We start from the raw sequence: 14,457 nt of genomic DNA on the forward strand, positions 1-14,457 counted from the left end.
CATGAGAAAACTGTTTTCATTAATCGTTCTGTGCACAACTGTATCGTCAGTATCAGCGCAAAACATCCAGCAACTGATCGACCAGAGAGCAAAAGCATTATTACCAAAAGTAATAGAGTGGCGCAGGCATCTTCATCAAAACCCGGAGCTTGGTAACCGTGAGTTCAAAACAATGGCGTACATCGCCAATCATCTAAAAAGTCTTGGCCTGGAAGTAACAACCGGTGTTGCAAAAACAGGTGTGGTTGCCATACTAAAAGGCGGCAAACCAGGTTCAGTTGTTGCACTGCGTGCAGATATTGATGCGCTACCAATTGTTGAGCGCACCAATGTTCCTTTTAAATCAACTGTGATGGCAGATTACCTAGGCCAACAGGTTCCTGTGATGCATGCATGCGGACATGATACACATGTTGCTATATTGATGGGCACAGCCGAAGTACTTGCAACAATGAAGAAAGATGTGCCGGGCACAGTGAAATTTATTTTTCAACCTGCTGAGGAAGGCCCTCCCGGTACTGAGGAAGGTGGTGCACCGTTGATGGTGAAAGAAGGTGTAATGGATAATCCGAAAGTGGATGCCATTTTCGGTTTACATATTGCTGCTGGTCTTGAAATCGGTAAGATCAAATATAAAAGTGGTGCGTTCATGGCAAGCAGCGATTGGTTCACGATTAAAGTAAAAGGCAAAGGCGCACATGGCTCTGCTCCGTGGAGTGGCATTGATCCCATTATGATATCAGCACAAATCATAAATGGTTTGCAAACTATTGTGAGTCGTAGCGAAGATTTAACGAAAGCTCCCGTTGTGATTACTGTTGGAAAATTCAATGGTGGTGTACGTGAAAATATTATTCCGGAAGAAGTAAGTTTCAGCGGCACCATTCGTACACTTGACGGAGCTATGCAAAAAGATGTGTATGAGAAGATTCGTCGCACCGCTTCCAATATTGCCGAAGCTTTGGGCGGCACTGCTGAAGTAACAATTGATAATAAAACATTGGTGACATATAATACGCCAGCATTAGTAAGTAATACCATTGCTTCTTTACAAACAGCTGCGGGTGCAGAAAATGTAAGTGAAGGAACATGGACAACAGGTGCCGAAGATTTTTCTTTCTTTGGTGAAAAAGCACCTGCTTTCTTTTTCAATCTTGGTGGTATGCCGAAAGGTGCACAACCAACCAGCCATCATACGCCTGATTTTTTAATTGACGACAGCATGCTTGATGTAGGCGTAAAAGCCTTTTGCAATATTGTATTTGATTATGGGAAGGTGAAGAAGTAATGCTTAGGTATGCCATGTCTATGAGCAGTTATTGATAATAATATCATTCTGCAATAGACATGGCATACCTACTTACCGTTTCAAAAATTTATTCTTCAACAATTGCTCCATCACATCTTCCTTTTCATTTCGGCTAATCGGAATGCGGTGTTCTCCGATACGTATTTCATTTCCATCAATAGCATCGATCTTAGCCGCATTTACAATAAACGACTTATGTGTTTTGATAAATTGCGATGCAGGTAAATATTCTTCCACCGATTTCATGGTGAGATAGCTGATGTATTTCTTTTCAGCTGTATAAATACAAACATAATTCTGTAACGCTTCTACATACTGTACATCCTTGAAAGCGATTCGGACAAAACGGTTATCAGCCTTGATATAAAAATCAGTTTGTTGCTCTGCACTTTCAGCAGCTTTGTTTTGTTGCCGCAGCTCGTAGTACTCTTTTGCTTTCATGGCTGCTTTCAGAAAACGGTCAAACGAAATAGGCTTTACCAGATAATCCAATGCATTCACTTCAAAACCATCCAATGCATATTGCGGATAAGCTGTGGTAAAAATAACCGGCGGCGCCTGTTGTAGTGATTTAAAAAAATCAATACCGGTGATCTTTGGCATTTGTATGTCGAGCAAGAGTAATTGCACATCTCCCCTGCTGATCATATCAGCAGCTTTTAACGGATGATCAAACTCTCCCACCAGTTGCAGAAAATCTACATCAGTCACATACTCTTTCAATCCCTTACGGGCAAGCGGTTCATCATCTATGATTACAACATTGATCAACATTATACATCCAGTTTAAGATGAACAGTATAAACTTCCGCTCCGTTTTGTATGTTGAGATCATACTTGCCGGGATATAACAATTCCAATCTGCGTTTTACATTCTGCAGTCCGATGCCCCCATTCTTTTCTGTACTTATCGCATCTTCTTTTGAATTCTCTACCAAAAAATCCATAGTGCCGTTTGCTTTGGAGAGTTTCACTTTTACGTAGTTTGTTTCATTGCTTCGATGTGAAATATGTTTGAATGCATTTTCAACAAATGATACCAGTAATAAAGGTTCAATTGAGAAACCTTTCACTTCAGGTGTGGATGAAAAGTCTACCGTGTACTGATCATCTTTGCGAAGTTTTTGTAACGACACATAATCATTTAAAAAATCGATCTCTTTTTCAATCGGTATTTTATCGCCACCGGCTTCATACAATTGATACCGCAACATATCTGAAAATTTGTGCAGTGCCTCTCTTGCTTCTTTGTTTTCTTTATCAATCAAAAAATAAACAGCATTGATAGAATTAAACAGGAAATGCGGATTGATCTGTGATTTTAAGAAACTCAATTCAGCTTCTGCTTTTTCTTTTGCCATGTCAGCCATCTTTTTTTGCATGGCGGTATAATCAAACATCAATTTAAATGCGGCACCCGCCAGCACAAGAAAGAAATGAGGAATTACGTTGTCATACACTCTATCTTTCCAATTGCCCGATATATTCAGCAGTGCAGGGTTGTTGGTCATGCGGCCAATAATATTCATCTTCAGCAAACTGCTGAGAACAATTAAACTGATGAGTGTAACAGCAAACAGAACATATTTCTTTTTGTAAAGAAGTTTTGGGATAAGAACATAGTTGGTGAAATAAACCAACGCTGCAAGATCGATCACTTTAATAAGTGTTACCTTAAACGCAGTGGCAGGCAGACTATACCCTTCATACCGGAACATGAACCATGTGCCGAACACCAGCATCCAGATGATCACATGATGCAGCTTGTATTTCAAAAAAAATGGAGCGTTGTGCATACCTCAAAATAAATGTACAAAATCCGCCTGTTAAAAAGGATTACAGTTCCTGTTGGTTTTTGCTGACGAAATGCAAATCTGCCGTTTGTCAAGAAACAACTGCATCATGTGTAAACTAATTGTAATTGCTGATAACTTTTTGCAAGCTTTACAGTATTAAATCTTTTTGTATGAAGCTTATCATCACATTCACATTTATTCTTCTTACAAATGTACCTGTAAGTTCCTGCGCACAACAGCAAACATCAAAAGATGTAAAAATTGATCCCGGTGGTTGCGAAGGATGTGAAGCGATCTACGAAAGTCCGATTCCATTTGATAAATTAGAACCGATGGTATGGCTTCCTGATTGGAATTTGCCGGGACAAAAACTGGCAGTGAACGGAACGGTGTACAAAGCTGATGGCAAAACACCTGCTGAAGGAGTGATCATTTACATTTATCACACTGATCAAACGGGCATTTATCCTCAAAAGGGTGATGAAAAAGGTTGGGCGAAACGACATGGCTATTTACGTGGCTGGATGAAGACTGATAAAAATGGTTTTTATAAATTCTTTACACTTCGACCAGGTTCTTATCCCAACAGCAAAAATCCGGCGCATATTCATATCACTATTAAAGAACCGGGCAAACAGGAATACTGGATCGATGAATTTGTGTTTGACAATGATCCTTTTCTGACGCAAGAAGAAAGAAGCCGATTGAAAAACCGTGGAGGAAGCGGCATCCTTACTATGAAACCGGGCGGCAGTATGGTAAAAGCAGAACGGAATATTTATCTCGGAAAAAATATTCCAGGTTATCCTAAATAACACGCATTGATCATTAAACCTTATCCTTTGGTCGGCACGGCTGAAAACCGTCAGACCACTATCATTACTTTGAAGAATTTCTTGCACCAAACAACAAACTGCCAATACGCACCATCGTACTTCCCTCTTCAACTGCAACTTTATAATCGCCACTCATACCCATGGAGAGAATTGTGAAGGGTGAAGGGTGAATGGTGAATTTGTCAGCACTTTTATTGAATAACATTTTCAAATATCGAAACTCGCTTCTTACTTTTTCCAGATCATCACTGAACGAAGCCATCCCCATCAAACCACATACACGCACATTTGTCATTTTCAAATTTTCAAATTCCTGAATGATCAAATTAAGCTCTTCTTCATTTAATCCGAACTTCGTTTCTTCCTGTGCAATGTGCACCTGCAGCAACACATCAATTATACGGTTGTTCTTCCCTGCTTCTTTATTGATCTCTTTCAACAACTTCAAACTGTCAACGCCATGGATCAACTGCACAAACGGTGCAATGTATTTCACCTTATTACTTTGGAGGTGACCAATAAAATGCCAGCGGATATCTTTTGGCAATGCAGCTTGTTTATCAACCAACTCCTGCACATAGTTCTCACCAAAATCCCGATGACCTGAATCGTATAGTTCAACAATATCTTCAACAGGTTTGGTTTTGCTAACCGCTACCAGTGTAACCTGCTTTGCATCTAATTCCTGCTTGACCGTTTGATATGCTTCTGTATTAACTGCCATTGTACAAAGTTGCTGAAAATAAAAATGTGCTGATCATTTTCAAATCAGCACATTCACAAATTTTCAAATGATGTTTATTTCAAAATACTTCTGCTGATAACGATCCGTTGCACTTCGCTTGTTCCTTCATAGATCTGAGTGATCTTGGCATCACGCATCAACCGTTCAACATGAAACTCTTTTACAAAACCATAACCGCCATGCACCTGCACTGCTTCTGTTGCTGTCCACATAGCCGCTTCGCTTGCAAATACTTTTGCCATTGATGAGCTGAGTGTATAATCGATGCCATTATCTTTTTCCCATGCGGCTTTTAAACAAAGTAAACGGGCTGCTTCTATCTTTGTTGCCATATCGGCCAGCTTAAACTGAATAGCCTGGTGATGCATAATCTCTTTACCAAATGCCTTGCGTTGTTTGGAATAAGCTAATGCCAATTCATAAGCCCCGCTTGCAATACCGAGTGCCTGCGCAGCAATACCAATTCGTCCGCCTGCTAATGTTTTCATCGCAAACTTGAAACCAAAGCCATCTTCACCAATACGGTTTTCCTTTGGCACTTTTACATCCTGGAACGAAATGCTGTGCGTATCACTTCCACGAATACCTAGTTTATTTTCTTTTGCACCAACACTTACACCCGGCCAACTCTTTTCCACAATAAATGCATTGATGCCTTTGCTTCCTTTCGATTTATCAGTTTGCGCAATTACCAGGTAAACAGATGCAGAGTTACCATTGGTGATCCAGTTTTTAATGCCGTTTATGACATAATGATCGCCTTTTTCATCTGCTGTTGTTTGTTGTGAAGTAGCATCGCTTCCTGCTTCGGGTTCGCTCAACAAAAATGCCCCAATATATAATTCTCCGTCTTTCTTGCCCTGCGCAAGTGGCGTCAGGTATTTTTGTTTTTGCCCTTCGCTTCCATACTCCTGCAAACCATAACAAACAAGACTGTTGTTTACACTCATACACACGCTTACACTCGCATCGATCTTACTGATCTCTTCCATTGCCAGCACATAACTCACCGTATCCATGCCTGAACCACCGTATTCCGGTTTTACCATCATGCCCATAAAACCCAGATCGGCCAGTTTACTGATCTGTTCTTTCGGGAATTTCTGTAATTCATCACGCTCAATAACGCCGGGTAAACATTCTGTTTTGGCAAAGTCACGGGCAGCTTTTTGAATCATTAACTGCTCCTCTGTTAATTCAAAGTGCATATAGAGTTTAAAAGTTTGCGGCAAAGATAAGGGATACTAACAGTTGAAAGCTTTTCGTTCATTTTGCAACTAAATAAATACCTGCTTCAGGGTATTTGTATCTTTAGTCTGCATTGTAACTTTCAACCAAAAATAAACCCACATATGAAAGCCTTTGTTTTCATTAGTTTTATTAGCCTTATCCTTTCCGTACAATCCTCTGCACAAACCTGTCTTAGCGGCGACTGTAGTTCCGGCTTTGGCAAATTCAAATACGAAAACGGCGATATCTACGAAGGCGAGTTTTACGACGATAAACGTGAAGGCTTTGGTGTGTACACTTGGAAAACCGGTGAAAAATTTATTGGTGAGAGTCTTGCCAACACCTTCAGTGGATTTGGGGTAATGGAGTTTAAAGACGGCACAAAGTACATCGGCGATTTTAAGAATGGCGAGTTTGATGGTGAGGGTGAAAAAACATATACCAACGGTACAAAACAGACCGGCATCTTCGAAAAAGGAAAATACCTCGGTAAAATATCTTACTACGGAAAAGCAGTTGGCACCACAGGTTGCCTGAATGGCGATTGCGAAGGTGGTTATGGGATGAAATACTATAGCGGCAACGACCGTTACTTTGGCTATTTCAAAACCGGTAAGCGTGATGGTTACGGCGCTTATTATTGGGATGATGGTACACGCTGGGTTGGCCAGTTTGAGCAAAATCTGTTGACAGGCTATGGAACTTATTTCTTCATAACGGGAGAAAAGTATGTGGGTTATTTTATTGACAGTAAACGTAATGGCTGGGGTATTAATTACGATCCAAACACTGGTGTTAAGAAAATCGGATTTTGGAGTGATAATAATCTGATCACACCAAAATCAACGCTGGTAAAAACCGGCGGAGCAACAGGCTGCATCAGCGGTGATTGTAAAAATGGCTATGGCAAGTACGTTTACAACAACGGCTACTACGAGGGCTATTTTAAAAACGGTTACCGTAATGGACAAGGCAAGTATTACTTTGATATCGGCGACTTCTATTCAGGAAATTTTGATGATAATAAATTTAACGGCAAAGGAACTTACTACTATACCAATGGTGAACGCTACACCGGTGAATGGAAAGACCAGCGTACACATGGTAAAGGAGAACTTGTTCAGTTTGATGGTACGTTGAAGGTCGGTTACTGGAAAGAAGGCACCTACCAGGATAAAACCACGCCTCCTCCGGGTTACGATGCATGGGTGCGAAACAATTATCAGACAGGCACCGGCTCCGGAACAATTGCAGCAAATAACAAGCTTCCAACAACAACAAACACGAATAACAAACCTGCGGTTACAAACCCAACCAATACAAAACCCAATACTACAGGGACTACTACTACCGGAACCAATAAACCGAGTGGCAATAACACAAATCCGACCAACAATAACAAACCAACTAATAATACAGCTAACAACAATATTGTTACCACAGGTTCAAATACAAGCGGATTAGTTACAACGAACTTCAAAAGGAAAATGGCGCTCATCATCGGCAACCAATCTTATCAATATACTACTGCACTCAAAAACCCGAAGAACGACGCCCGTTCAATGGCGCAGGTGTTGCGTTCATGCGGATTTGAAGTGATCGAAGTAATTGATGGCAGCGCATCGCAAATGAAAACAGCCATCCGTGATTTTGGTGCAAAGATCATTGGAGCCGATGTGGCATTATTTTACTATTCAGGGCATGGTATGCAGGTCGATAATTTCAATTACATCATCCCTGTAGATTTCAGGTTGCAGACCAAAGCAGATATCAAAGAAGATTGTCCGAATATTAACTGGGTATTGAACAGGATGGAAAATGCAGCAACGAAATTGAACATTGTTATTCTGGATGCATGCCGCAACAATCCGTTCGATCGTGGTTCGTTTGGTGAAGATGATGCAAATGAAGGATTAGCTTCTATTACCCCACCAGATAATACTGTTATTTCCTTTGCAACAGATCCAGGCTCCGTAGCAAGCGATGGCGTTGCAGGTACCAACGGATTGTACACCGGCTCGTTGATCAAATATATTGCATCGCCCAACATGCAACTTGAAAACGTGTTTAAATTAACCGGTCGAGAAGTGAGAGAAAAATCAAGTGGCAAACAAAAGCCATGGCTCAATACAAACTTCTACGACATTTTCTATTTTAAAATGCAGTAACTTTTTCGAAAGAATGTTTTCATGAGTCAGACAACACTCAACGCAGAATATTGGAGTAATCGTTATCAACAGCAGCAAACAGGTTGGGATATCGGTTATGGTTCCACTCCTCTTGTGGAATACCTGCAATCACTAAAAGATAAAAGCATTTCTATTCTTATACCCGGCTGCGGCAATGCTTATGAAGCAGAATGGTTATTGCAACATGGCTTTACCGATATAACTGTGCTGGATATTTCACCTGTGCTTACTGCCGCATTAGCAGAAAGATTCAAAGGGCAACCTATCAATATTATTACGGGTGATTTCTTTGAACACAATGGACAGTATGATCTTATTCTTGAACAGACTTTTTTCTGCGCACTTGATCCCACATTGCGAAGCAGGTATGTAGAACATATGCATCAACTCCTGAAACCAGGCGGTGAGCTCGTGGGTGTATTATTCAACAAAGAATTTGAAGGAGGGCCGCCATTTGGTGGCAGCAAAGCAGAATACGAAGAACTTTTCAGCAAACATTTACACATAAAAAAAATGGAGCTGTGTTACAACTCCATTCTTCCACGCCGGGGCGCTGAACTATTTTTTAGTGCTGATGGTAAAGTTTAACCTCGCCTCTTCCCATTTCACGTAAGTAAGCTACATGCGATGCAATGGCCATACGCATCTTCGGATATTCAATATACTCCACATTAAATTCCTGACAGGTTTGCTTAATGATGCGACTGATGGCCGGATAATGCACATGCGAAATTTTTGGAAAAAGGTGATGCTCTACCTGGAAGTTCAATCCACCAACCAGCATTGAGATCAGTTTATTTCTTGTAGCAAAGTTTGCAGTTGTTTTCAACTGATGAATAGCCCACTCATCCTGCAGGCGACCATCTTCTTCGCTTGGCATTGGAAAATGTGTATGCTCAACAGTGTGTGCCAACTGGAACACAATACTGATCACCACACCTGCAAACAAAGTAGTTACAAGGAAACCAACTAACCATGGAACAAATCCTGCAAAGTAAATTGGTATACCAATAAAAATGATCAGGTGAACTAATTTAAACGCCCAGAATACAACATGATCTTTCACTTCCATTTTCTTCAATGGCATGTTACCGATCTTCTTGCTGAAATATTTCTGATAGTCCATTACAAATATCCAAAGGATATAAAGCAATGCATATAAAAACCAGAAATAGTAATGCTGGTATTTGTGCAGCTTGTATTTTTTCTGTGTGCTGCTCATGCGTAACCAGGGCTGAATATCGATATCATCATCTACCCCATCAATATTGGTGTAAGCATGATGAATAATGTTGTGTTTGAAATTCCACATAAAGCTGCTGCCGCCTAACATATTCAATGAAAACGCAGCCATTGTATTCACCACTTTATTTGTACTGAAACTTCCGTGTGCGCCATCGTGCATCACGTTAAAACCAATTGCTGCAATCAATCCACCTAACACGATTGATTCAGCTACACCCAGCCACCAAACCGGTGTAAAGAAAACCAGGTGAACATAAATAGCCACTAAAGCAACACCAAAACCGATAGCTTTAAAATAGAGGTTGAAATTTCCTGTTGGCTTTTTACGTTGTTCTTCGAAGTATGAATTAACCCTTCTCTTTAGTTCTGTGTGGAAGGATTGTGCCGTTACGGCAAATTTAGGAGTGCTCATTGTACAATAAAATAATTGTGCAAAGCTAACGATTATCGCCCTTTTTACCTCTAAACTGTTGAAGAATGACAGAGGATTAACAGTAATATCTACAAACAAACATTAGGTGCTCACCTGTATTAATGCATCGAACGTGTTGATACCTATACGTTTCTCCGTAATAAACCCTTCTCCATACTCAACACCAATGCGTTTGCCAAACATCTTATGTCTGCTGATGATTGTTTCAAAATAAGCCGGTGTGGATATATAGGTCTGTGGTTCATCAGCACCGGGATTAGGATTATGAAACTGTGTTCCGTATGCTTTAATGCTTTCTACTTTACGATCGAATACCGAACTGATGTCGAAAATAAAATCAGGTTCTGCATAACGATCCTGGATATAATGGAACACATACTTTGGCCGCCATGCCTGCTGTGCTTCACCATTAAAGCTTGTTTCAATTTTACGAAGACCAGATAAAAAACTTGCATCGGATACAAGCTTTGATGAACGTCCATGATCAGGATGACGATCAACCAATGCATTACAGATTACGATCTCCGGTTGGTATTGACGGATCTTTTGAATGATCTGCATTTGATGCTCTTCATCATTTTTAAAGAAGCCATCACGCATACCTAAATTCTCTCTTACATGCACGCCCATGATATTTGCAGCAATGGCTGCTTCTTCTCTTCTTGTTTCTGCGGTGCCCCTTGTGCCGAGTTCACCACGTGTTAGATCGATCACACCTACTTTTTTTCCGTTGTTAATTTCAACCATCAATGTTCCTGCACAACTCAATTCAACATCATCGGGGTGAACGCCAAATGCGAGTATATCTAATTTCATGCTTTAAAATTTTGGAGTGTGAAAGTAGGAAATATGGATAGAAGAACAAGTAAGTAAAAGGGAGTTACCATGTTAAGGGCTTTACGTATGAGCATTTATACTTCACAAAACAAAAGTGCCATTGATCTATTTCTTTTCATTTATATCAAGATGCTTTCTACAGTAATTTGCTATGTCTGTTAACTTCATTTTATCTGCAGTGCCAGCAAGTCCCAACCAAAATTCCTCTGAAGGATGAAACTCTGTTTCTTCTGCAAATTCGATTAAACTGTCAAGCGCAAGCCCCCATTCTCTCTTATCTAAAAACTCAATACTATTCGTAACATGTATATCTTTCCTATAAGAATCAGGCAAATTGGCAATCAGGCGTCTCATAGTTTGGTCTGGCGACAAGTCAATTTTCAATTGTCGTTTAATAAAGTTTAAGAGTTTCACTGTTAGTCTTTTGAGAGATGCTACTGATAATCTGTTAGTACATAACAATCTTTATTCACGACCTGTTACAGTTGAAGCAGCGGAAGTATATCCCGGCGCACCATAATACATCCGGTCTATTTCCAGAACGATGTCTTCAATCTGTTTATCGAATTTATCATCCTTTGGATTCCATGCCTGTTTTAAACTGGTGCCTGCAAAGAACATGAGTGTCTGGTAAAAACCTGCAGTGAAACCGCCTTTCATTTCATGTACAATTTCGTAACAGTTGTTACCTGTCTGGCGGTTGATCAATTTCATCAACACCTTACCCTGGTAAATAGAAAGATCAGTTACCTTATCTGTAAAGCTTGATCGTAATTCTTTTTCTCTTGACTTGATGTATTTCTTACGGTCAGATTTTGCCTTGATATTTTCGAGATGTTTATTTACATCATTCATCACCACACCTGCAGAACGGGCATACGGATACGTGAGATAAACTGCATTTCTTAACCTCGTCCAATTGGCCCAATATTTCTCCGCTTCTTTTGGATTACCACCCCATACAAATACTTCACTGATTTCTCTTCCACCAATGATCTCACCATTGATGAGCATAGCTTTCACGTAAATGGTATCGTTTACGCCATATTCTGTTTTAATGATTTGTTTGGGAGAAGTTGAATCGGGATGCGGTGGCAATACTTCCTGTGCATATAACGCAGCATTGCTGAACAGCAAGCAGAAAAGGAGTACAGATAAATATGATATGCACTGATAACTCTTCATCGGCAATGTAAATTAAGCATTCTCCCCTGTTTATACAACAGACAGGAAGAATGTAACCGACGCTGCCTTGTGAAGATTTTCTTAAAAAGCTGCAAGCTGTTCGCTGCCAGCAAATGTAATAATCCGTGCAAATCAGTTATATCTGCGTCATCAGTGACTCTATCAAACAGATTTCAGTTCAGATCTCCTGTTTTTCTGAATATGATTCCAGGTGGCCAGCATAGAGCCAAAGGTCATGAGCAAAATACCCAGCCACAACACATTAATCATCGGGAACTGATAAGCTTTGAGCGTTACATATTCCAATACAGAGTTGCTTTCTTTCACCCCAAGTTTAATTCCATCTGCTTCAGCACCGCTGAATGCCAGTACTAGGCTTTGTGAAATAACTGTATCGGCTACCGGCATAATGTTGTTGCCACGCAGGATCAGCAATGGCTCAGCAGCATAACGGCTGCTGTCTTTTGCATAAACTGTAACTGAAGCCGCAAAAACTGAATCGGTTGATTCGTAAGGAATGTTTTTGCGTTTAATGTCACGACCAACATTATCCAGCACCAGGAAACCTTGTGAATAAAAGACAGTATCGCCCGGCTTTATTTTATGTTCCCTGAACGTAGAAGTGTCTTTATTTTTTTCTTTGTTGGGCAATGATGTGATGTAAGTAAATACATCTTTATGGAGATAGTGTTTACTGTCAGGGTTAGCCATAATGCCTTCGTTGCCTTTGAAGTTCACAAATGCATCAGGATAAAGTGTAAACCCTTCGTCCTTATTCTTATACTTGAAATGAATTTTGAAATATTGCTTGGGATCAGATGGATGGGTTGAATCGCCCTGGTAAGTCACCATGTACTTACCCATGTCTGTTGCAATACCTTTTACCAAGGTTAAGTTCTCAGCAGGGTTTTCTTTGCTCTGCTCGCCAAAATTAACCATGATACCACTCGTGTTCCAACTGATCACTTCTTTCTTTGAGGAAGAGATGAGAATACCAAGCAAGGTTAAACCAAACCCAACGTGTGCAATGGATGCACCGGCTTTGATCATCTTTCCTTTGATGCCGGTAAAGATGTACATGCCATTGGCAACAACACCAAACACAGCAGCAAAAATGCTGAGGTGGATGATCGCCAGATAACCTACTCCGTATTTGTTATAATTGATATCGCCCCAAATGCTGATGCTTAAAGAAGCGATCAAGGCAATTAATGCCGGCAACCAGATTGACTTAATGAAAGCAGCTCCGGTTGTTTGTTTGTATTTTAAATACTGACTGATGGCGGTAAGCAGTGCGATCACAAATGAAAAAAGAATCAGCACTTTGTTGTAAGAATATTCAATGTCCTGCGCAGGTGCATATTTGGTTCCGAAAAGTTTATTGAATACCGGTAACGATGTTTTTCCGATAATGAAGATGGCCGAAATAAAGAACAATAACGAACCGACGAATAACCAGAACTCTCTTGAGCTGAATGCTTCTTCTTTCAGGATAGTTGGTATTTGCTTGTATCGAATTGCAAACAACGTCAATGAAGGAATAACAAAAATCAACAGAAAGACCAGCAACTGAGTATTCATGCCGAGGTCTGTAAACGCATGGACACTTGTATCGCCTAAAATTCCACTACGTGTTAAAAAGGTGGAATAGATGATGAACAGGAACTGCAGTATAAAAAATAAGAAGGTAGCTCGTAAAGAATGACCAGTGTGTTTATAAGCGATCAACGTATGGATACCACAAATGGCGATTAACCAAGGCACCAGCGATGCATTCTCTACAGGATCCCAAGCCCAGTAGCCACCAAAGGTTAAACTTTCATAAGCCCATGCAGCGCCCATCATAATACCCAAACCAAGAATACCGGCACTGAAAATGGCCCATGGACGGGCAGGTAATACCCAACCGCCAAAATCCTTCTTCCATAGTCCGGCAACAGCAAATGCAAACGGAACAATGGTGCTGGCAAAACCGAGGAAGAGGACTGGCGGGTGAATTGTCATCCAATAGTTCTGTAACAAAGGGTTCAATCCATTTCCATCACGTATAAAGCTCAGGTAATCGCTGCGTAAATGACCTTCTGAATCAAACCCGATCGGGAATTGCTCAGGACTCAGCATCCCTTCATTACGCATCAACACAAACGGATTACTACCTAGTTTAAAATCGAAGAAGTAAATACCTATGACCATGGTAGCCAACGCAAACTGCATAAAGCTGATGGTCACCATAACAGGCGCTTCCCATTTCCTTTCACGCAACATGATAATGCCACCTAACACACAATGCCAGAAACTCCAGAGCAGGAAGCTGCCCTCCTGTCCTTCCCAGAAACAGGCAAGAATGTATTGCATGGGCAACTGGTAGTTACTGTGCTGCCAGGCATATTTGTATTCGAACCGATGATTAGAAATAATGAAATAGAGTACTGCAAAAATGCCGATGATGGCAATGATCTCTGCAAGGAATGAAACACGTGCAATCCGTTTCCAGCTTTGCTGTACTGATGGTATTTGGGATTGTGTTGCTTTGAAGTAAGCAACTGTTGCCAGTAATGAGGCGACGAATGAAAGAATAGCTAAAAAATTTCCGATCTGTCCGGGCAATAACTGTTCACCTATAAATGGCATGGTTCGGTAATTGGTTCAAAA

At 40.6% G+C, this 14,457-nt stretch carries 13 protein-coding genes; 4 read left to right on the top strand and 9 right to left on the bottom strand.

From position 1 onward, the window contains the following. Position 1 precedes the first annotated feature (1 nt). The gene (locus tag H4075_RS12195; protein ID WP_182801121.1) at positions 2-1,288 is read left to right on the top strand and encodes an amidohydrolase; all 1,287 of its coding nucleotides are present in this window, start codon (positions 2-4) and stop codon (positions 1,286-1,288) included. Positions 1,289-1,360: 72 nt separating this feature from the next. Here the strand turns inward: H4075_RS12195 and H4075_RS12200 are convergent, their stop codons facing one another. After that, the gene (locus tag H4075_RS12200; RefSeq protein WP_255460182.1) at positions 1,361-2,083 is read right to left on the bottom strand and encodes a LytR/AlgR family response regulator transcription factor; all 723 of its coding nucleotides are present in this window, start codon (positions 2,081-2,083) and stop codon (positions 1,361-1,363) included. After that, positions 2,083-3,084, bottom strand: coding sequence for a sensor histidine kinase (locus H4075_RS12205; protein WP_182801122.1), 1,002 nt, complete (start codon positions 3,082-3,084; stop codon positions 2,083-2,085). Before H4075_RS12205 ends, H4075_RS12200 begins: the two co-directional genes overlap by 1 nt. Before the next feature lie 191 nt (positions 3,085-3,275). Between H4075_RS12205 and H4075_RS12210 the strand changes: the two genes are divergently transcribed. Further along, positions 3,276-3,920, top strand: coding sequence for a dioxygenase family protein (locus tag H4075_RS12210; RefSeq protein WP_182801123.1), 645 nt, complete (start codon positions 3,276-3,278; stop codon positions 3,918-3,920). Positions 3,921-3,984: 64 nt separating this feature from the next. Here the strand turns inward: H4075_RS12210 and H4075_RS12215 are convergent, their stop codons facing one another. Together H4075_RS12215 and H4075_RS12220 are read right to left on the bottom strand one after the other, a co-directional pair. Beyond that, positions 3,985-4,665, bottom strand: a complete 681-nt coding sequence (locus tag H4075_RS12215; protein WP_182801124.1) for a YggS family pyridoxal phosphate-dependent enzyme — start codon at positions 4,663-4,665, stop codon at positions 3,985-3,987. A gap of 74 nt (positions 4,666-4,739) precedes the next feature. Next, a complete protein-coding gene (locus tag H4075_RS12220; protein ID WP_182801125.1) occupies positions 4,740-5,894 on the bottom strand; it encodes an acyl-CoA dehydrogenase in 1,155 nt (384 codons plus the stop codon). Between the two features lie 144 nt (positions 5,895-6,038). Here H4075_RS12220 and H4075_RS12225 point away from each other — a divergent pair, with 144 nt between their 5' ends. After that, entirely contained in the window at positions 6,039-8,084 is a 2,046-nt protein-coding gene (locus H4075_RS12225; protein ID WP_182801126.1) for a caspase family protein, read from the top strand. A 21-nt stretch (positions 8,085-8,105) separates the two neighbouring features. Next, positions 8,106-8,693: a methyltransferase domain-containing protein gene (locus tag H4075_RS12230; protein ID WP_182801127.1), complete on the top strand. Its 588-nt coding sequence runs from the start codon at positions 8,106-8,108 to the stop codon at positions 8,691-8,693. On the opposite strand, the gene H4075_RS12235 is transcribed toward H4075_RS12230, so the two are convergent. The 5 genes from H4075_RS12235 to ccsA all read right to left on the bottom strand — a co-directional run bounded on the left by H4075_RS12235 (position 8,671) and on the right by ccsA (position 14,436). Continuing rightward, complete coding sequence (locus H4075_RS12235) at positions 8,671-9,762, bottom strand: fatty acid desaturase family protein (RefSeq protein ID WP_182801128.1); 1,092 nt, start codon at positions 9,760-9,762, stop codon at positions 8,671-8,673. The two genes, H4075_RS12230 and H4075_RS12235, sit on opposite strands and share 23 nt — an antisense overlap. A 102-nt stretch (positions 9,763-9,864) precedes the next feature. Further along, entirely contained in the window at positions 9,865-10,599 is a 735-nt protein-coding gene (gene bshB1 / locus H4075_RS12240) for a bacillithiol biosynthesis deacetylase BshB1 (protein WP_182801129.1), read from the bottom strand. Between the two features lie 126 nt (positions 10,600-10,725). Next, complete coding sequence (locus tag H4075_RS12245) at positions 10,726-10,974, bottom strand: hypothetical protein (protein ID WP_182801130.1); 249 nt, start codon at positions 10,972-10,974, stop codon at positions 10,726-10,728. A 111-nt stretch (positions 10,975-11,085) separates the two neighbouring features. Further along, positions 11,086-11,805 carry a DUF4294 domain-containing protein gene (locus H4075_RS12250; protein WP_182801131.1) on the bottom strand — a complete coding sequence of 240 codons (720 nt, stop codon included), beginning with the start codon at positions 11,803-11,805 and terminating at the stop codon, positions 11,086-11,088. Positions 11,806-11,967: 162 nt separating this feature from the next. Further along, positions 11,968-14,436 carry a cytochrome c biogenesis protein CcsA gene (gene ccsA, locus H4075_RS12255; RefSeq protein ID WP_182801132.1) on the bottom strand — a complete coding sequence of 823 codons (2,469 nt, stop codon included), beginning with the start codon at positions 14,434-14,436 and terminating at the stop codon, positions 11,968-11,970. Positions 14,437-14,457 lie beyond the last annotated feature (21 nt).

The organism is Lacibacter sediminis (genome assembly GCF_014168535.1).
GTDB classification, from domain to species: domain Bacteria; phylum Bacteroidota; class Bacteroidia; order Chitinophagales; family Chitinophagaceae; genus Lacibacter; species Lacibacter sediminis.